Source organism: Campylobacter sp. CH278, from assembly GCF_004378845.1.
In the GTDB taxonomy this organism is placed as follows: Bacteria; Campylobacterota; Campylobacteria; order Campylobacterales; family Campylobacteraceae; genus Campylobacter_D; species Campylobacter_D jejuni.
Map to the genome: position 1 here is coordinate 1 of NZ_RYXZ01000007.1, position 18,902 is coordinate 18,902.

Annotated in this window: 17 protein-coding genes and 1 pseudogene; 6 read left to right on the forward strand and 12 right to left on the reverse strand. The window is 29.8% G+C overall.

Annotation, left to right across the window (positions count from 1 at the left end; translation table 11 throughout):
- A partial coding sequence (locus ELQ04_RS06435) for a cache domain-containing protein (protein ID WP_208359024.1) occupies nucleotides 1-1,015 on the reverse strand: 1,015 nt, incomplete at its 3' end.
- 182 nt (nucleotides 1,016-1,197) lie between these two features.
- Between ELQ04_RS06435 and ELQ04_RS06440 the strand changes: the two genes are divergently transcribed.
- Genes ELQ04_RS06440 through ELQ04_RS06450 form a run of 3 tightly spaced genes read left to right on the forward strand, consistent with a single transcriptional unit; the run spans nucleotide 1,198 to nucleotide 3,745 of the window.
- Nucleotides 1,198-2,082, forward strand: coding sequence for a zinc ABC transporter substrate-binding protein (locus ELQ04_RS06440; RefSeq protein ID WP_004316639.1), 885 nt, complete (start codon nucleotides 1,198-1,200; stop codon nucleotides 2,080-2,082).
- 12 nt (nucleotides 2,083-2,094) lie between these two features.
- Nucleotides 2,095-2,949 carry a metal ABC transporter ATP-binding protein gene (locus ELQ04_RS06445; protein ID WP_004316637.1) on the forward strand — a complete coding sequence of 285 codons (855 nt, stop codon included), beginning with the start codon at nucleotides 2,095-2,097 and terminating at the stop codon, nucleotides 2,947-2,949.
- Nucleotides 2,942-3,745 (forward strand): metal ABC transporter permease, encoded by an 804-nt coding sequence (locus ELQ04_RS06450; RefSeq protein WP_004316635.1) that lies wholly within the window; start codon nucleotides 2,942-2,944, stop codon nucleotides 3,743-3,745. The genes ELQ04_RS06445 and ELQ04_RS06450 overlap by 8 nt, the downstream gene beginning before the upstream one ends.
- Here ELQ04_RS06450 and ELQ04_RS06455 read toward each other — a convergent pair.
- The 11 genes from ELQ04_RS06455 to ELQ04_RS06505 all read right to left on the reverse strand — a co-directional run bounded on the left by ELQ04_RS06455 (nucleotide 3,734) and on the right by ELQ04_RS06505 (nucleotide 15,032).
- Entirely contained in the window at nucleotides 3,734-5,071 is a 1,338-nt protein-coding gene (locus ELQ04_RS06455; protein ID WP_044778230.1) for an McrC family protein, read from the reverse strand. The two genes, ELQ04_RS06450 and ELQ04_RS06455, sit on opposite strands and share 12 nt — an antisense overlap.
- Nucleotides 5,071-6,882: an AAA family ATPase gene (locus tag ELQ04_RS06460; protein WP_004316630.1), complete on the reverse strand. Its 1,812-nt coding sequence runs from the start codon at nucleotides 6,880-6,882 to the stop codon at nucleotides 5,071-5,073. Before ELQ04_RS06460 ends, ELQ04_RS06455 begins: the two co-directional genes overlap by 1 nt.
- A 3-nt stretch (nucleotides 6,883-6,885) precedes the next feature.
- On the reverse strand, nucleotides 6,886-7,308 hold the full coding sequence (gene rimP, locus ELQ04_RS06465; protein ID WP_004316629.1) for a ribosome maturation factor RimP: 423 nt from the start codon (nucleotides 7,306-7,308) through the stop codon (nucleotides 6,886-6,888).
- Nucleotides 7,298-7,660: a 30S ribosome-binding factor RbfA gene (gene rbfA / locus ELQ04_RS06470; protein WP_002778650.1), complete on the reverse strand. Its 363-nt coding sequence runs from the start codon at nucleotides 7,658-7,660 to the stop codon at nucleotides 7,298-7,300. Before rbfA ends, rimP begins: the two co-directional genes overlap by 11 nt.
- Nucleotides 7,657-10,272, reverse strand: a complete 2,616-nt coding sequence (gene infB / locus ELQ04_RS06475) for a translation initiation factor IF-2 (protein ID WP_004316627.1) — start codon at nucleotides 10,270-10,272, stop codon at nucleotides 7,657-7,659. The genes rbfA and infB overlap by 4 nt, the downstream gene beginning before the upstream one ends.
- Nucleotides 10,259-10,516, reverse strand: a complete 258-nt coding sequence (locus ELQ04_RS06480) for a YlxR family protein (protein ID WP_002882996.1) — start codon at nucleotides 10,514-10,516, stop codon at nucleotides 10,259-10,261. Before ELQ04_RS06480 ends, infB begins: the two co-directional genes overlap by 14 nt.
- 24 nt (nucleotides 10,517-10,540) lie before the next feature.
- Nucleotides 10,541-11,419 (reverse strand): homoserine kinase, encoded by an 879-nt coding sequence (gene thrB / locus ELQ04_RS06485; protein ID WP_002857455.1) that lies wholly within the window; start codon nucleotides 11,417-11,419, stop codon nucleotides 10,541-10,543.
- Nucleotides 11,420-11,427: 8 nt separating this feature from the next.
- Nucleotides 11,428-11,829, reverse strand: coding sequence for a tRNA (adenosine(37)-N6)-threonylcarbamoyltransferase complex dimerization subunit type 1 TsaB (locus ELQ04_RS06490; protein ID WP_002851789.1), 402 nt, complete (start codon nucleotides 11,827-11,829; stop codon nucleotides 11,428-11,430).
- A 38-nt stretch (nucleotides 11,830-11,867) separates the two neighbouring features.
- Complete coding sequence (lpxC, locus tag ELQ04_RS06495) at nucleotides 11,868-12,752, reverse strand: UDP-3-O-acyl-N-acetylglucosamine deacetylase (RefSeq protein ID WP_002859351.1); 885 nt, start codon at nucleotides 12,750-12,752, stop codon at nucleotides 11,868-11,870.
- The gene (locus ELQ04_RS06500) at nucleotides 12,752-14,125 is read right to left on the reverse strand and encodes a M23 family metallopeptidase (RefSeq protein ID WP_004316623.1); all 1,374 of its coding nucleotides are present in this window, start codon (nucleotides 14,123-14,125) and stop codon (nucleotides 12,752-12,754) included. Before ELQ04_RS06500 ends, lpxC begins: the two co-directional genes overlap by 1 nt.
- A gap of 79 nt (nucleotides 14,126-14,204) precedes the next feature.
- A complete protein-coding gene (locus ELQ04_RS06505; protein WP_002860956.1) occupies nucleotides 14,205-15,032 on the reverse strand; it encodes a prephenate dehydrogenase in 828 nt (275 codons plus the stop codon).
- A 76-nt stretch (nucleotides 15,033-15,108) separates the two neighbouring features.
- Between ELQ04_RS06505 and bamA the strand changes: the two genes are divergently transcribed.
- The 3 genes and pseudogenes from bamA to accD all read left to right on the forward strand — a co-directional run bounded on the left by bamA (nucleotide 15,109) and on the right by accD (nucleotide 18,902).
- Entirely contained in the window at nucleotides 15,109-17,328 is a 2,220-nt protein-coding gene (gene bamA, locus ELQ04_RS06510; RefSeq protein ID WP_004316622.1) for an outer membrane protein assembly factor BamA, read from the forward strand.
- A pseudogene (locus ELQ04_RS06515) lies at nucleotides 17,328-18,051 on the forward strand (inositol monophosphatase family protein). Before bamA ends, ELQ04_RS06515 begins: the two are co-directional and overlap by 1 nt.
- Before the next feature lie 8 nt (nucleotides 18,052-18,059).
- On the forward strand, nucleotides 18,060-18,902 hold the full coding sequence (gene accD, locus ELQ04_RS06520) for an acetyl-CoA carboxylase, carboxyltransferase subunit beta (RefSeq protein WP_002857277.1): 843 nt from the start codon (nucleotides 18,060-18,062) through the stop codon (nucleotides 18,900-18,902).

Genomic DNA, 18,902 nt, shown 5'->3' on the forward strand with positions numbered 1-18,902 from the left:
AAATATTTTTTGTTTTATGATTGATAAAATCAAAGAATGAATTTAAACCTGTTTGAATAGTTGTAAGTGGAGAGAGGTATTTTGATACGATGAAATAAAGGAGGATTACGCTAATAATACTTGTAAAAATAACAATCGTAATTTGTGTAAACGCAATTTTAAACACTGGAGCTTCTATTTCTTCTATTGAATCTTCAACACAAGCAGTATAAACTCCAGAAACTTTTGTACATACAGCAAATCTTTCACTACCATCTGTTGGTCTTATATATTCAAAAAGTTTAAGATCCTCTTTAGTTTTAGCAAGATTTGCAATAGTACTAATATCATAACTTTGTTGCAAAAGAGTTTTGTCTGTAGAAACAAAAACCTTATTTTCTTCATCAAATACAAAAGTTTGACCTGGTAATTTTTCAAATTCAGCTTGTAAATCTGTCACAAGAACATCTATAGCTAAAACCCCTATAAATTTACCATCTTTATAAAGAGGAATAGAATATGTAAAGCAAAGTAAATTTGTAGTTACATCTATATATGATGAAGTTATGTAAATTCCATTAGCTTTTACTGCTTCTATATAATATTCTCTTGTTCTAGCATCATAATTATCAGCTTTGCCATAAATTCCAAAATCTATTTTCTTAGCATCAGAGTCTGGATCGCTTACAACAAGATCTCCATTTGGCTGAGCAATATAAACTGCTAAAAATCTTCCAATATCTCTAAAATCCTTTAAACTTTTTCCAATATAACGCATTAAAGCATCTTGACTATCTAATTGTTCTACAGGATGCTTTAAAATATTTTTAGCCAAAGTTTCAAGAGCTAAAGAATTTCTTTTTTTAAAAGACTCCATAGAATTCTTAGCTGTTTTAACATAGTTTGTTTCAGCTTTAATAACTTCATGAAAAATTTCTTGCTTGACAAACATAAATGTTATAACACCCAAAAAAATTAAACACGCTACCGCAATCAAATTTGCAAACAGTGCAACCTTTAATTTTATGCTTTTCATATTAATTTAAGTAATCCTTTCTAAAATATATTTTTTGTAGGAATTATAGTTTTTTAAAATTATAAATTAAAAAATTTAAATTTTTGCTTAATTTATTTAAAGTAATATTATTTCAAAAATTCCATAAATTAAGTTTAATATCGTTATAATTTGAAATAAATTTAGATTATTAAGGAAATATCTTGAAAAACAATATATTATTTATTCTATTTTTAGGAATATTTTTCACTTTCATACAAGCTAAAAATTTAGAGCAAGAACAAAATACTAGCAGTAATTTAGTTAGTGTCAGTATAGCACCTCAAGCATTTTTTGTTAAAAAAATAGCTGCAAATACCCTAGATGTCAATGTTATTTTGCCTCCAAATAGCAATGAGCATAATTTTGAATTTAAACCAAGTACTATGAAAAAACTTGAAAAAAGTGATATTTATTTCACCATAGGCTTAGAATTTGAAAAAGTTTTTACGGATAAATTTAAACAAAATTTTCCAAAACTTCAAGTTGTAAATATGCAAAAAAACATAGCTTTGATTAAAATTCATGATACACACAAACACTCTCATGAACATGAGGAACATGAGCATTTTGATCCTCATACTTGGCTAGATCCTATTTTAGTCCAAACTATGGCTTTAAATATTTATGACGCCTTGATTCAAAAATATCCACAAAATAAAAATTTATATAAACAAAATTTAGATAAATTTTTAGCAGAATTGAATAGTTTAAATTTACAAATTGACTCAAAATTAGAAAAATTAAAAAATAGAGAATTTATAGTTTACCATCCTTCTTGGACATATTTTGCAAAACGCTATAATCTTACGCAAATTCCTGTAGAAATTTTAGGTAAGGAACCAAAAAGCAAAGATTTACAAAACCTTATCACTCTAATGAAAAATAAAAATTTAAAAGTCATTTTTGTTCAAAACGGTTTCCCTGAAAATGCAGCAAAAACACTTGCCAAAGAATGTGATGCAAAAATTTACAAAATAGATCATTTGTCTTATGATTGGGAAAATGAGCTTTTAAAAACCGCTGATGCCTTTTCTCATAATTTATAATCAGGCTTTTTGATGCTTTTTTTTGAAATTTCCAATCTAAACTACGCTTATGATAATGAAACCATCTTAAAAAACATCAATCTTAGCTACGACAATAAAGACTTTCTCTCTATCATAGGTCCAAATGGTGCAGGAAAATCAACACTTGTAAAACTTATCCTAGGACTTTTAAAATCCAAAAATGAAATCCACTTCAAAGCTTTTCAAAGAAAAGAAATAGGCTATGTTCCTCAACACACTCTAGCCAATCCTAATTTTTGTCCAAGAGTACTTGAAATCGTTCTTATGGGACTTGTAAGTAAAAAAATTTTTGGTTTTTATGGGAAAAAAGATAAAGAAAAAGCTATGCAAGCTTTAAAAAGCGTAGGAATGGAAAAATTTTGGAACAAAACCATTGATTCTCTAAGTGGAGGACAAAGACAACGTGTTTTTATCGCAAGAGCCTTAGCTAGTGAATGTAAGATGCTTATTTTAGATGAACCTACCGCAAGCGTTGATAACAAGTCTGCTATACAAATTTTTGAACTTCTAAGCTCCTTGCACCAAAAAGGTATGGGAATTTTACTCATTTGTCACGATATCAACCTTGTATTAGCTTATAGCGATAAAATTGCACATTTAAACAAAGAACTTTTCTTGCATACCAACACTAAAGAAAAAGAAAAAAGTTCATTTTTAAAACACTTATACGAAAACCACTCTCATTTTTGTGATGTAGAAATGAGTTTAAATACTTGTTTTTGCGATGAAGAAAATTGCGATAGTAAAAAACTATGCGAACAAGAATTTACAAGAAGAAATTTGAAAAAAACAGAATTTAAAAAAGAAAATTTTTGTTTAAAATTTTCAAAGGAAAATAATGCTTGAAATTTTAAATTTCACCTTTTTTCAAAACGCTTTACTAGGAGCGATTTTAGTCAGTATAGCTTGTGGGATCATAGGTACTTTGGTGATGATAAATCGCCTTTTTTCTATGGCTGGAGGTATAACACATGGGGCTTTTGGTGGTATAGGTATAGCTTTTTATTTTTCTTTACCTATTTTATTAAGCACGGGAATATTTACTTTATTTTTGGCTTTTTTAGTAGCTTTTTTAGCTAAACACTATAAACACAGAAGTGATAGTATTATCGCTGTAATCTGGGCTTTTGGAATGGCTGTTGGGATTATTTTAATCGATTTAAGCCCTAGTTATAACACAGATTTAATGGCTTATCTTTTTGGGAGCATTTTGGCTGTAGGAACACAAGATTTATGGCTTATGGCTTTGGTTGATAGCGTGGTGGTACTTTTGATCTTTTTATTTTATAGACAATTTGAAGCATTAAGCTTTGATGCGGAATTTGCAAAAGTTCGTGGTATCAATACAAGTTTTTTTCATTATCTTTTAATCGCCCTTATGGCTTTTTGTATAGTTATTTCTATACGCCTTGTAGGGCTTATTTTGGTTATGGCTTTACTTAGCATCCCAAGCTTTATTGCTGAAAATTTTACTAAAAGACTTGGCTTTATCATGATTTTGGCAAGTTTTTTAAGTATGATTTTTTGTGTTTTAGGACTTATACTTAGCTATTATCTTAACCTCTCAAGCGGTGCTTGCATCATAACTGTAGCTTGTTTTGGTTTTTTAGTACATTTGATAGGCAAATTTTTAAAAAGGTAAAGGTGCAAAACACACTTGCACTTTTATATCTTTTTGCCCTTGTTCTTTAAAATACAAATGTTCGCTTGCCTTAAAAACAAAAAATTTTTCTGCGATTTTTCTTTGTAAATCTTGAGTTTTTTCACATAAAGGATACACAAGTTTAATATCATAAATTTTAAATTTGCAAGCATAAGCAAACATTTGATACAAATCGCTTTGTGCTATACCCTGTTTTTTCTCATCTTCGCTATCATTTGGAATTTTCCATTTTGTATCTAGAATCATTTTATTTTCTATATATAAATCAGGCTTTAATATGAAACAATTTTCATCATTTTTTGAGATTAAATACTTTCTACTGTTTTGAACTTTAATATCTTGAGTTGGATTTACTTTTTTTAGCATATAAGCTACATAATCTTCAAAAATTTTCTCCATAGGAAAAAGCAAAGCAAAAGCTTCATTTTTACCATGATAAGGCATAAAACTTTCATTTTTTAAGAAAATTTTACACCACAAAAGCAAGTTTTCATAATAATCAAAATGTCTTGAAATTTTATAACTAAAATCTTTTTCATAATTTTTAGAAAATTCTACCTCATCAAGCATTTGCATGGCTTTTATAAGTCTAAATTTATTCAAACTTGTTTTGGATTTTAAAAAATTTAGCGTTGATTTTATCAAACGATTGGGTGCTATATCTAAAACAAACTCATCATTGCTTGTAAAAAATCTTTCTTTGTGTATCAAATTTTGCTTGATATGTTCGTTAAATAGTAATTTTCCCTTCAAAAAAGCCCTATTTTCTTCGCAACTTAGATAAGATCTCATCAAGCCTTTTTTATACACGCTATCAAATTCATCTAAAAACATAGTGATAAACACTTCAAATAAAGGAATTTTAGAACTTTGCAAAGATGAAATTTGCGATTTTTTAAAGGGAGAGTTTTTTAAGGTTTTTAACATATTTATCAAAAGATTTTTAGGATTAAATTTAAAATCTTTTTCATAAAAATCATTATTTTTAGAAATATTGTCTAATTCATAGTATCTTTTTAGTTTTTCTTTATCGTGATTTGAAAAGCTATCTTCTTTTTTATAGCTATCTAAATTCGTGCATTTTGGCAAGATCTCCAAAACCCCGCTTTTAGTCTGTATAATGCCGACATAATTTTTAGCTTTTAAGGTATTTTTATTTTTAAAGCCTAGAAGATTTTCATTATTTTTTGCAAAGTCTTCTAGCTCTTTATAAAACCCTTCGGCCTTTTCTTTGAAAATTTCTTTTAAATCTTCTTTAGAAAAAGCTTGGTGTTCAATGATAGAAAAAGTGTTACTTGTTTTCATTATTCATATATTTTTATAAAAGTATCTTTACTCCAATTATTACTATTACTAAATTTATAAACAACCTTATCACTTTCTATAAATTCTGTCATATTTTTTAAATAATCTTTATTTTCAACACTAATTTCCAACATACCATTTTTATTTAAAACTGCGTCAATCAAAGCATAGTCATTGTAAAAATACTCTTGCAAAAGTGGGATGATTTTATTTTGAAAAACTTTTTTTAAATCTTCTAAATTTTCAACACTTACAAAAAATGCATGACCTATGGTTTTTTCTCTATCTAGTAAATATTCTATACGAGTGTTTATAGCTTTTAATAATTCTTGCAAATCAATACCTTCGCAATCCATAGATAATTTGCTCACATCAGGCATCATCTCTACAAATTCAAATCTTCTTCTTAAAGCTGTATCAAGAGAAGTTATGCTTCTATCGGCTGTATTCATAGTGCCTATGATATAAACATTTTTAGGCACTCCAAATTTTTCACCGCTATAAGGCAAAGTCACTTTTAACTCTTCTTTTTCACCTATCCTTTTACTAGGTTCTATCAAGGTTATAAGCTCACCAAAAATCTTACTTATATTACCACGATTGATTTCATCTATAATAAATACAAAAGAAAAATTGATATATTTATAATAAAAATAATCTAAAATAATCTTATAATTATTTATAATATTATCACCGCTATCAATTTTCAACCTTATATATCCTTCTATTTCAGTATCAGATAAATTACTATAAGACAAACCAATCTGCTCTATCATATCTCTGATATAATTAATATGGATTTTTAAATTTCCAGTAATTAAATTATTTGGTTCTTCAAATTTATATTCTTTATTTTTATATATTATTGATTTTTTTTCTCTACAATGATCTAAAAAATCATCCTTAATTTGATTAAAATTAAAATTTTGTTTTACAACAAGAGCCTTATCACAAAAATCTTTAAAAATTCCATCTTTTATTTCATATTCTATTTCTTTAGAATTTTCTTCACTATCTATGCGAGGCTTTATGCCTTCTACAAATTCTTCATATCCATAGCTTTGATGAAAAGTAGTAAATACTATTTGTCCCTTTCTTACATACTCATCAAATTTTGCTTTTTTGTCATCTCTACTTTCTAAATTTTCGCCAAAAATTTCCAAAGCTTTATCTATAGTATGATAAGTTTTTCCTGTACCCGGAGGTCCATAAAGAATTTGATTTAAGGGTATAAAAGTAGAAAATTCAGCTCTTAATTTAAAATCATTTTTGTCAAAAATATTAAAATAATTAATCATATCTTGAAAATCTTTTACAATTTGATTTGCTTCTTTTTCAAGATTTTTGTACTTAAAATCAAAATACCGTAATTTTCCACTCCTATCCATTTGATCAATGGCACTACACCTCGATAAATTCATGTCTCCTTGAGGAAAACCAAAACTCAATTGTATATGTTTATCATCTGAAAAATATCCTGAAAAAGCTATAAAAATATAAATACCTTTTGTTGCAGTTAATTTTTCACCGTTGATCAAATTACTTGCAAGCAAATCATTTCTAACAAAAATAATCCAACTATCCTCATTTAAAAATCCACCTGCATTACCTAGACCAATTTTATAAGAATAATTATATTTTTTTAAAAAATCTAGCTTAATATTAATATCTTTTTGAGAAGTTCCTTTAACACTTACTTTACCGTGTTGTGTTAAAACATTTCTTTGGATACAAGCTTCAACTTCATGAATAAGAAAATTTATTGCTGAAATAAAATTATCTTTTTCATCTTGATTAAAGATAATTTCCATTTCTTACCACTCCACAAAGGTTCTAGCTTTTTTTATATCATTAAAATTTATAGTAGTTTTTTCTTTATTTTCTAAAATTTCTAAAGTGATATTTTCATCATCTACAGCAATGATTTTTGCTTCAAATTTTTCTTTTTCATTGGTTGTGATCTTCACAAGTTCACCTATACTTTTAGCAAAGTGTTCTATCTTACTCAGTTTTCTTTCAAGTCCTGGTGAAGATACTTCTAAAAAATACTCCCCATTTACAGGTGGTTCTACATCAAAAATAGGCGATAAAATTTCACTAAGCCTTGCACAACCATCAAGATTTACCCCGCCTTCTTTTTGCACATAAATTCTATAAATTTTTCTGCCATTTTCACTTACTAGCTCATCATCATAAAAACTAAGTCCTGCTTCTTTACAAAGGGCTTCAAGATTCATTTTTATCCTTTTTTATTTTTTCAAAAAGTGCATCCATATGGTTTTGATACTCAAGCCTATCATCAAATTTAAAATGAAAATTCGGACACCTATACCAGCCCTGCTCACTCATGCAGTAATTTTGTAAAGCTCTACTTGCCTTTTTTAAAGAAGATAAAATTTTTTCTTGCTCATGAACATTAAAAAACATCTTATCAAGATACACAAAAGCATCGTATCTGCCTTTTTTACACTCTACATCCACTACACACAAATTTTTCAAATTTTCATCATCTAAATTTGCTAAAGCTTCAGGGATCAGCTCTTTTAAGATACTTTCAGTGCGTAGTTTTTTAATCTCACTTGGATTCATAGACTTGCTTGTTCCTCTACTTCTTTATAGCTTTCTATATAATCACCCACTCTCATATCATCACACCCTTCTATACCTACGCCACACTCATAGCCTTTTGCCACTTCTTTAGCATCATCTTTAAAGCGTTTAAGCGAGCTTACATTTCCTTCATAAACCACAACTCCATCACGGATAAGGCGAATTTTAGCTCCACGGTTAATCACCCCTTCAGTTACCATACAACCTGCGATTTGTCCGATTTTTGGTACATTGATCACTTGTCTAATCTCTGCTTGTCCTAATTGCTCTTCAGAAATAATCGGGCTCATCATACCACCAAGCAAGGCTTTTACATCATCTAAAAGATTATAAATCACATTATAAGTTTTAATTTCTACGCCTTTATCTTTAGCACGCTCTTTAACTTCTCCTGTTGGGCGTATGTTAAAACCTAGTACTATAGAGTTTTCACTCGCACTTGCAAGCTCTATATCACTTTGCGTGATTCCTCCTACCCCACTATGAATGATATTCACTTTAATCTCATCATTTCTAAGTTTTTCTAAACTTGCTTTTAAGGCTTCTAAAGATCCTTGCACATCAGCTTTTAAAATAACAGGCAAGGCTTTTAGATTGCCTTCTTTAATCTTAGCTCCAAGCTCATCAATGCTAACTTTAGTAGATTTACTAAGTTCTTTTTGGCGATTGTATTCGTGGCGTTTATTAGCGTATTCTCTTGCTTCTTTATCGGTTTTTACTGCGATTAAAATTTCACCTGCATCTGCTACTTCGCTAAGCCCTACGATAACCCCACATTCGCCTGGTTTGATTTCTTTTAAAGCCTTACCTTGATCATCACTCATCGCACGCACTTTTCCATAAGCCTCGCCTGCAACCACAGTACTTCCTACAGTAAGTGTTCCATTTTGCACGATGATAGTAGCTACCGCACCACGCCCTTTTTGCACAGAACTTTCTATAATGCTTGCTTTAGCAAAACTTTTTGGATTGGCTTTAAGTTCTAAAATATCAGCTTGTAAAAGCACAATTTCAAGCAAATCTTCAATCCCCATTCCTGTTTTAGCCGAAACCCCTACAAATTCATAAGATCCGCCCCATTCTACTGGCATGATTTCCATTTCTGCGAGTTGAGTTTTTACCATATCAGGATTTGCCGCTTCTTTATCCATTTTGTTAATAGCGATAATAATAGGCACACCTGCTGCCTTAGCATGATTTATCGCTTCTTTAGTTTGTGGTTTTACCCCATCATCTGCGGCCACAACGATGATTACAATATCAGTGATACTTGCACCCCTTGCACGCATAGCAGTAAAAGCTTCGTGACCTGGAGTATCGATAAAAGTAATTTTACGCCCGTTTTTTTCTACCATATAAGCACCCACGTGTTGGGTAATACCCCCTGCTTCTCCACTTGCAACGCGTGATTTTCTGATATAATCTAACAAAGAAGTTTTACCATGATCAACATGCCCCATGATGGTAATCACAGGTGCTCTAGTCACTAAATCTTTTTCATCAGTCTCTTCTTCATAGTCTTTTACATAATCAAACTCATCAGCCTCGTTAATGATATTGATCTCTATACCAAATTCAGCAGCCAAAATTTCAATCGCATCTTCATCTAAGAAATCATTTTTTGTTGTCATCATTCCAAGCATGAAAAGTTTTGAAATCACTTCACTAGTGCTTTTTCCTATCTTATCTGCGAATTCATACACACGAATTTCTTTAGAAATAGAAACACTACTTACTTCTTCTACTTCCTTTTTTTCAATCTTTTTAGGTGGTTTTTTGCGACTTCTTCTTTGAATTCCACCTTCAAGCCCAAAACCCGCAGAATTTCCAACAGCTTGTCTTATAAAATTAGGTTGTTTTTTATTGATATTTTGTGGTTTTTCTTGTTCTTTTACACTAAAATCAGGTAACACTACCTCATCTTCATCATCTAAAGAAATATCACCAAAATCATGTTCATCTAAAAAATTCATTTTTTCGGTACTTTCTTTTTTACTCGCAGCAATAGATTTTTTTTCTTTTTTCTTTTTCTTTAAACTCTCATCAGCATTTGAAAACATAGTTTTTAAACTTAAGCGCTCTTCATTATTGATAGATATATCATTTGAATTTTTTACTTCTTCTTTTTTAACTTGAATTTCTTCTTCGTCTTTTTTCTTTTTAACAATAACAAGTCCGCGTCTTTTGGCTAAAGTTGCACTAGCAAGGCTTTGTGGCTTATGAGCATCAATAATTTCTTGTTTTTCTTCCTCTTTTGCATTTTCTTTTTCAACTTTTAATTCTTCTTTTTTAACTTCTTGTTTAAGCTTTTCTTCTTTTTTAGGTTCTTTTTTTTCAGATTCATTTAGCTTTTCTTGTTCTTTTATATTTTCTTTTTTAGGCTTTTTTGCCGTAGGAGTTTTGATATTTTTCTTAAAAGCTTCTGGAATTTCTCTTGTTTGTATATACTCATAAATAGCTGCCGCAATCTCGGGTTCTACAGCATTTGATGCTGTTTTAATTCCAAGTCCTAATTCATTTGCCTTTTCAATAATTTCCTTACTATCATAACCTAATTCTTTTGCGATTTCATGAATTCTAATCTTTGCCATTTAAAAATATCTCCTTAAGTCCTTGCTGAGTAATTTTAGTATTTAAATTTTTACATATTTTAGAAAATGCTTTTTGTAAGATTTTATCTTCTTTCTCAATACAATTTTGACATAAATATCCACTTCTTCCATGTTCTGCTTTAGGCGCAATATCTCCTAAAACAACTTTAAATCTAAATAACATATTTTGCTCAAAGCGGTTTTTACACACTATGCACATTCTAATTGGTATATGTTTTTTCAAAATTATATCTTTTTTTTATATTTTTTAGCAAATTTCAAAGCCATTATCATCAAATTCTAAATATTGCACACGAAAATCTTTAAATTTTGTTTGCATTTTCTTTGCCAAAGCTAAAGCATCATCTTTGAAAGCTAAAGAAAAAAAGCTCGATCCCGAACCTGAAAGTGTGCTCATTAAAGCTTTATTTTCTAAAGCAAATTTTTGTACTTCAAAAAGCTCAGGTAAGTTTTTCATACGATTGATTTCATGAAGCTTATCTTGACTTGCAAATTTTAAAAATTCATATTTTTTCTCCAAAAAACAAGCGGTTAAAAATGAAGCATGAGAAAGGTTGAAAACCGCATCATTAAAACTTAAATTTTTAGCCAAAGCTTGGCGTGATTGTTCCGTGCTCATTGCCAAATTTGGGATCACAACCACAGCAGCTAAATCTTTATCAATCTCTTTTTTGATGCTATAAACTTTATTTTTTTCAACCAAAGAACACACAAAACCACCAAGAGTAGCTGGAGCGATATTATCTGGATGGTTTTCATAAATTAAAGCTTCATCTAAAATACGTTCTTTTTCTACCTTAAATCCACTCATATAATAAGCACTGGCAATAGCTCCAACAATCACAGCTGAAGAGCTTCCTAACCCTCTTGAAAGAGGAATGTTATTTTGAAAAATAAAACGAAAATTATCTTTTTTTCCACTTAGTTTTTCATAAATTTCATAAAAAATATTTACAAATATATTGTTTTTTTTAAGAAAAATATTATCACTGCCCTCACCTCCAATACTAATGCTAAAAACACCTGATTTTTGGATTTGAGTTTCATTAAAAAGCTTTAAACTAAGTCCTAAACAATCAAAACCTGGCCCTAAATTCGCACTCGTAGCGGGAACTAAAATTTTCAAATTTCATCCTAAATTGCATCTAAAAAATAAAAGGGAAGATTATCATTATTTAGTTTAAGCTCTTGTAAATTTTTTGGTAAAAAAAACTCTGCTGGGATATTTTGCTCTAAACAAATTTCACCTTCCTTATATACAAAACAAAAATTTTTATTTGCACTTATGGGTTTATAGCCATTTAATTCAAAAGCACTTACCGCAAATAAAGGAATATTTTTTACTATACTTAAAGTACTCAAACTTACATAAGAAATTTTAATCCCCATATAAGAACCTGGACCATTAGCATAGATTAAACTTGTAAAATCATATTCTTTAAGCAATTCATCTAAAATTTTTGGTAAAAATTCACTTGCTTTTTCTTCACTTTTATAAGTTTTTATAAGTTTATCATCTTGATAAATTCCGATCATTAAAGGCTTAGATAAAGCATTAAGCAAAAGAGAGGTTTTTATGCAAATACCTTTTCATAAGCTTTTTGGGTGGTTTTTTCAAGGCTTACAATTTCATAAGCATCTTTATCTTTTAAAACTTCTTTAGTAAGTAAATGATTTAAATGATGACTCCCAGCATATGAAGTATAATCTCCAAAAACACGATATCCAAGTAAGGTTAAATCTCCAATTGCATCTAAAATTTTATGTCTTACAAACTCATCTTTGAAACGCAAACCCTCAGGATTTAAAATACGATTTTCATCTACCACTATAGTATTTTCTAAACTTCCACCTAGTGCTAAATTCATACTCCTAAGAGCTTGAACATCTTTTAAAAAACCAAAAGTTCTAGCTCTTGCTATGTTTTCTATATAATTTTTTTTGCTGAATTCAAAATTGTAACTTTGTTCACCTATAACAGCATTGTCAAATTTAATTGTGTAATTAATACGGGGTTCTTTAGTAGGAGTTAAACGCACAAATTTATTACCATCTCTTACTTCTATAGGCTTTTTAATTACCATAATTTTTTTAGGCGCATCAAGTTCTTTTACCCCTGCTTCATCAAGCATCATACAAAAACTAATACTTGATCCATCCATAACAGGAGCTTCATTTGCATTTAAAACAATGCGTACATTATCGATTCCATAAGCATTAATCGCACTCATTAAATGCTCTATTGTAGAAATAAATCCACGATCATCTCCTAAAACAGTTGCCATTTGAGTATTGATCACATTTTCAGGACTTGCCTTATAGCTTGCATTAAGATCGCTTCTAAAAAATACTATACCACTATTTGCTTCTAAAGGCTCTAAAGTAATTTCTATGGGTTCACCCTTATGAAGTCCTATACCTACGCCTTTGACAGTTTTTGCTAAAGTTAATTGTTTCATTAATTTTTTCCTAAAATTATCTTTTTACCATCATTTAAAACATTGTAAATATTATTTTCTATCCATTTTTTATCTTGCCATTGTTCAGGACGCGTTTCAACTCCTTGAACCAAAACTCCAAAATGCAAATGATCACCTAAGGCTAAACCACTTGTTCCTGTTTTGCCTATAATACTTTGTTTATTAATCATTTCATCTAAATCAACATTTTTAGAAGAACAGTGCCCATAAAGACTATATACTCCAAAACCATGATAAACAATTAAATTTAAACCATAAATTCCATTTTCAGCAGCAAAAACAACCTTGCCTGCGTTATTACTTATGATAGGAGCTTGTGCTACGCTTGCTAGATCAAGCCCCATATGATAAGAATCACTCACAAATTGCCCATTATAAGAATAATACCTATGATCAGCAAAATCCGCTACTTTCATACCATTTTTAAGAGGTAAAAATAAATTCAAATCAAAATTATCAATTTTTTCCTCAGATACTTTTGAAGTGATTTCATGGATAAGTTCTTCATTGCTATTTCTTAAAGTTTCATTGACAAACTTAAATTTTTCATAACGATTGAGATTATTATCTTTTGGAGCGTATTGATTAGCTAAATTCTCAATCTTTCCATCTAAAAATTTATCCGTTAAATTAATATTTGAAACACGATATTTACGATTAACAAAATAATACCTTATACGTTCTTTTGAAATATTTCCCGCTTTATCCGTAGCGATAACAAATGCGCGAAATTCCTCATCTCTTGCATCCCAAGCAATCAAAGCCGCATAATACCCTTCTTTTACATAAGGTGTAACTTTAAAGATTTTACCTTTATTTGTTTCTATATACACCTTATCTAAATTAGCATCATCGGCCTTAAAAACAACTGCCCCAGCACCGCCTTGCTCGATTTGGTAAGAATTGCTTATGATATTGATTTTTGGAGCCGTATTATCTACTAATACCGCAATTTGTTTTCTTGCTTCATTGCCACTAAAAAAATTCCAAAAACTAGAATCTTTAGCTATCACCTCCAAAACAAAAGATTTTACATTTTCTTTATAACCAAATTTTGGCAAAGCAACTTGTAAGGTAATATCTTTTAAATTAGAAATCTTTTCATCTGCTATAACCATTGCACTAGTATTGTCGTCTTTATGCAATATAATTTGTACATTTTTGATAGAACTTTCATCATCTTTAACATGCACTAAAATAGGTTTTTTAAGATCAGTATATACAACATCTGGCATTAAAATTTGAGGAGGATTTTTTTCAAAAATACTTAATCTTGAAATAAAAAAAATCAAAATTGCTATTAAAACTAAAATTAAAACAGATAAATAAGTTTTGCCTTTTCTTTTTGCCATAACCTTCCTTAAAAATTTTCAATGTTTTTGTTGTTTTTAGTATAAATTCTATTATATTTTCAGTAAATATCTAGCAAATTTATAAAATTTCTCTTAGAGTATTAGCCTGTTTCATCCATTCTCTTAATTCATCATTTTTGTCTAATTGTATCATTTGTTTACATCTCTCTAATTCTTGTTGAAAAAAATCAATAGAACTTAATAAGTTATCTTTATTTTGTAAAAAAATACTTTCCCACATTTGTGGCGATGATTTGGCAATTCTGCTCATACCTTTAAAAGATCCTCCAGCTAAATGAACAATATTTCTTTTATCCTCTTCTTTCATTACAAAATTTGCCAAAGAAAAACTTATAACATGAGGCAAATGAGAAATAATAGCAGCATGATGATCATGGGCTTTACTATCCATAAAAACAATTTTCATCCCTAAATGAGAAAAAATTTCTACTGCTCTTTTTTGATGCAAATCATCAGCTATTTCACTATCGCAAAGAACACAAACTGCATCTTTATAAAGCTCTTTAAAAGCCGCTTTTGGACCTGAATTTTCAGTTCCTGTCATAGGATGAGCAAAAAGAGTTTGTTTGATTAAATTCTTAGGCAAACTTTCTATAATTTTTCTTTTTGTACTTCCAAGCTCTATAATTGTTACATTAGAAGGCAAATCAACTAACTTTTGCAAAATTTCTATAATAGCATTAACAGGAGTTGCGACAAAAATCATATCACATAAAGCTAAATCTTTAAATTCTATAAGCTCATGAATAAGACCTAATCGCAGGGCATCTTTTTCATTTTCTTTACTTAAATCCATACCATAAACACAAGAAATAAGCTTATTTTCTTTCAAACAAAGCCCTAAAGATCCACCCATAAGCCCAAGCCCTATAATTGCTATTTTCATACTTTCTACCTTAGTTTTTTTGTTAAATTTTTTTTGCTATTATACAGCTTTTAATAAAGCTTTAGGTAAAAAATCAATGAAAAAACATCTTATTAGTATTTGTGCTTTAGTTGCTATAGCCAATGCAGCAACCATTAAAGATATTAAATTTATCGGATTAAATCATTTATCGAACACAAGCGCTATAAATATCACGGGGCTTAAAATAGGCGAGGAAATAAATCCTGCAAAAATCAACACTGCTATTCTTAATCTTTATAAACAAAATTATTTCGAAAATATTGCAGTAGAAAACAACAATGGAATTTTGGAAATTATAGTTACCGAAAAACCAACTATAGCAAAGGTTACTATCACAGGTATAGCTTCAAATGATAGAAAACAAGTTGAAAGTATTTTAGGGATTAAAAGAGGCACACTACTTGATGAAGGAAGTATAAAAGAAGCTATTGAACGCATTAAAGCTTATTATGAAGCAAAAAGTTATTTTGATACTATTGTAGAATACAAAAAAAAGACTTTAGAAAATACCGATGGACTAGAGCTTGAATTTATAGTAAATCGTGGCGAAAATATCATTATTGATAATGTTCATTTAAGTGGAGCCAAGAAATTTTCATATTCTGATATAGAACCTGCTGTTGTTAACAAAGAAAAAGAATTTATGGGATGGATGTGGGGACGCAATGATGGAAAATTAAAAGTTTTTGAACTTAGTAACGATAGTTCAAGAATTGCTGATGAATATATGAAAAAAGGATATTTAGATGTTCAAGTATCCTCGCCTTATCTTAAAACCTACACAGATACTTATCAAGCAAATTTGACTTATTTTATCAAAGAAGGAAAGCCTTATAAAATTAAAAGTATAAGCATAGAAAATCCTTTATTTGATGATAAGCAAAATGCACAAACCGTAAAAGATTTAAGATCAAGCGCTGGCACAACTATCAATATCGAAGACATTAGAAAAGATGTTAAAACCATAGAAACACAAAGTGCTGATTTGGGTTATGCGTTTGTAGAAGTCTATCCTGATATTCAAAAAAATGATCAAACTCAAGAAGCCACCGTTGTATTTAAAGTAATCCCTCATGATAAAGTTTATATAAGAAATGTTATTATTTCAGGAAATTCACGTACTGTAGATCGCGTCATACGCCGAGAATTATATATAACAGAAGGTAATTTATACAATAGAACAGACTTAAGCGAGTCAAAAAATGCTTTAAAAAGAACTTCTTATTTTGACGATGTAAATATCAAAGAAGAAAAAGTTGATGATACACATATTGATTTGATTGTTGATGTTAAAGAAGCTTCTACAGGAGCTATTTCTGGAGGCATTGGCTATGGATCAAGCGATGGTATTTTGCTTAACGCTTCTTTATCAGATACAAATATCTTTGGTTCAGGAATAAAAAGCTCTGTAAGCGTAGATAAAAGCGATGATACCTTATCAGGAAGGATTAGTCTCATAAATCCACGCGTTCTTGATAGTCAATATAGTCTGGGTGGAACACTTTATTCAAATGACTATGAATGGGATAATTATTCAGAAAAAAATTACGGCTTTGATATAACAGTTGGACGCCAATTTGCAAGATACTATAATGTAAGCTTAACTTATAATCTTGAACAAAGCGATATATATCACTTAAGTCCAACTCTTTTAAGAACAGGATATGAACTTGGCAAAAGTATTAAAAGCTCTATAACTCCAGCAATCACCTTTAACAATACAGATGATTATTATCTGCCACGATCAGGTATCATTGCTTCAACTAGTTTAGAATACGCTGGACTTGGCGGAGATCAAGAATTTATTTCATCAAGCTCTAAATTTAACTTTTATCAAGGTTTACAAGACTATATAGGATATGATCTTATTTATCGCTATAAAGCGAGTTTTTATAAAGTATGGGATGAAGGCTATTTACCAATTAACCAAAGAATTTATTTAGGTGGTATTAGATCGATACGCGGTTTTGAAAGCAGAACAGTAAGTCCTAAAAACCAATGGGGAGATGAAGTAGGTGGAACCATAGCTTTTGCCAATTCTGTAGAACTTAGTTTTCCTTTGATTGATAGAATCAAACTTCGTGGTAGCGTGTTTTTTGATTATGGTATGATAGGGCGTAAAAATTTAGATGAAATAAAAAGAATGAGTACAGGTATAGGCATTGAATGGATTACACCAATTGGGCCTTTACAGCTTGTATTTGCCAAACCTCTTAATGATAAAAAAGGTGATGATACTAATAGTTTTGAATTTAATCTTGGAACACGCTTTTAATGAAAGAATTTTTAGATGCTTGCTTGAATGCAAATTTGCAAATACGCAAGTATCTAAACAATATCCCACAAAATGATCTTAAACTTTGCTCTAAATTAGGCTATGATAAAAATCAAGGCTATGAGCTTGACTTAAAATGTGAACAAATTTTCATAAAATATCTTAGTTGTTTTGGACAAATTTTTTCTGAAGAAAGCGGATTGATCGGAAAAGCTAGCCCAAAACAAATGATTCTTGATCCTTTGGATGGAAGTTCAAATTTTGTTTCTAAAATACCATTTTATGGAACTTCTGTAGCTCTCATGGAAAAAGATCAGACAAAAAGCGCTTTTGTTTGCAATCTTGTCAGTCAAGAAATTTTTGCTTTTAATAACAATCAAGCTTTTAAATCTAATCTTTCCGATCCAAAATACTCACCCTTAACACCTAATCTATTTTCTAAAATAGGTATAGTTGAAAAAATTTCACTTTATCCAGAACTTCTCGATTTTTTAACAAAAAATCAATTAAAATTTCGCTCTTTGGGTGCAACAGCCTTAAGTCTCGCTTATGCTTCGTATTTTAGTTTTGTATTAATTCTTGGAAAAACACGAATTTTTGATACAGTAGCTGCTTTAACAATTCATCAAAATTTATATATAGAAAAAAAATGAAAATTTCCTTCTCCTAAGCCAAGACAAGAAAATTTTTGATATAATCTTGGAATTTTTAAAAAATAATTAGGTGAATATATGAATTTTGCAGATATTTTTTCAAAAATAAGAAGACAACAACCTAGTATTAAAGAAGCTCCAAATCACTGGGTAAAATGCCAAAGTTGTCATGCTTTGATGTATTATAAAGAAATAGAATCTTGTTTTAATGTTTGTCCTAAATGTAATTATCACATGAGAATTTCAGCTGATGAACGTATTAAACTTTTAAGCGATGAAGGCAGTTTTATTGAGTATGATGCAAATTTAGAAGCTATAGATCCTTTAAAATTTGTTGATAGCAAATCCTATAAAAAACGCCTTAGCGAAGGTGAAAGTAAAACAGGTAGAAAAAGTTCTGTCATCAGTGGAGAATGTGAAATCAATGGTTTAAAAACCCAACTTGTTGTATTTGATTTTTCTTTTATGGGCGGATCTTTAGGTTCTGTTGAAGGAGAAAAAATCGTTAGAGCTATACAAAGAGCCATCACAAGTAAAACCCCTCTTGTCATCGTAAGTGCAAGCGGTGGAGCTAGAATGCAAGAAAGCACTTATTCTTTGATGCAAATGAGCAAAACTAGTGCCGCACTTAAACTTCTTAGCAAAGAAAAACTTCCTTATATTAGTATTTTAACTGATCCTACTATGGGTGGGGTAAGTGCTTCTTTTGCTTGGCTTGGAGATTTAATCATCGCTGAACCTGAAGCTTTAGTAGGTTTTGCTGGTGCAAGAGTTATCAAACAAACCATAGGAGCAGATTTACCTGAAGGTTTCCAAAAAGCAGAGTTCTTGTTAGAACATGGACTTATAGATGCCATAGTTGAAAGAGGAGAACAAAAACAATATCTTAGCGATGTACTAAAATTTTTTAGTGGAAAATAA

Bases quoted from the DNA above. Each gene is read 5' to 3' on its own strand.
- infB (WP_004316627.1), bottom strand. From the start codon at position 10,272: ATGGCAAAGATTAGAATTCATGAAATCGCAAAAGAATTAGGTTATGAT.
- ELQ04_RS06455 (WP_044778230.1), bottom strand. From the start codon at position 5,071: ATGAAAACAAGTAACACTTTTTCTATCATTGAACACCAAGCTTTTTCT.
- bamA (WP_004316622.1), top strand. From the start codon at position 15,109: ATGAAAAAACATCTTATTAGTATTTGTGCTTTAGTTGCTATAGCCAAT.
- lpxC (WP_002859351.1), bottom strand. From the start codon at position 12,752: ATGAAACAATTAACTTTAGCAAAAACTGTCAAAGGCGTAGGTATAGGA.
- ELQ04_RS06450 (WP_004316635.1), top strand. From the start codon at position 2,942: ATGCTTGAAATTTTAAATTTCACCTTTTTTCAAAACGCTTTACTAGGA.
- rbfA (WP_002778650.1), bottom strand. From the start codon at position 7,660: ATGAATCCAAGTGAGATTAAAAAACTACGCACTGAAAGTATCTTAAAA.
- ELQ04_RS06500 (WP_004316623.1), bottom strand. From the start codon at position 14,125: ATGGCAAAAAGAAAAGGCAAAACTTATTTATCTGTTTTAATTTTAGTT.
- accD (WP_002857277.1), top strand. From the start codon at position 18,060: ATGAATTTTGCAGATATTTTTTCAAAAATAAGAAGACAACAACCTAGT.
- ELQ04_RS06445 (WP_004316637.1), top strand. From the start codon at position 2,095: ATGCTTTTTTTTGAAATTTCCAATCTAAACTACGCTTATGATAATGAA.
- ELQ04_RS06460 (WP_004316630.1), bottom strand. From the start codon at position 6,882: ATGGAAATTATCTTTAATCAAGATGAAAAAGATAATTTTATTTCAGCA.
- ELQ04_RS06490 (WP_002851789.1), bottom strand. From the start codon at position 11,829: ATGATCGGAATTTATCAAGATGATAAACTTATAAAAACTTATAAAAGT.
- rimP (WP_004316629.1), bottom strand. From the start codon at position 7,308: ATGAATCTTGAAGCCCTTTGTAAAGAAGCAGGACTTAGTTTTTATGAT.
- ELQ04_RS06505 (WP_002860956.1), bottom strand. From the start codon at position 15,032: ATGAAAATAGCAATTATAGGGCTTGGGCTTATGGGTGGATCTTTAGGG.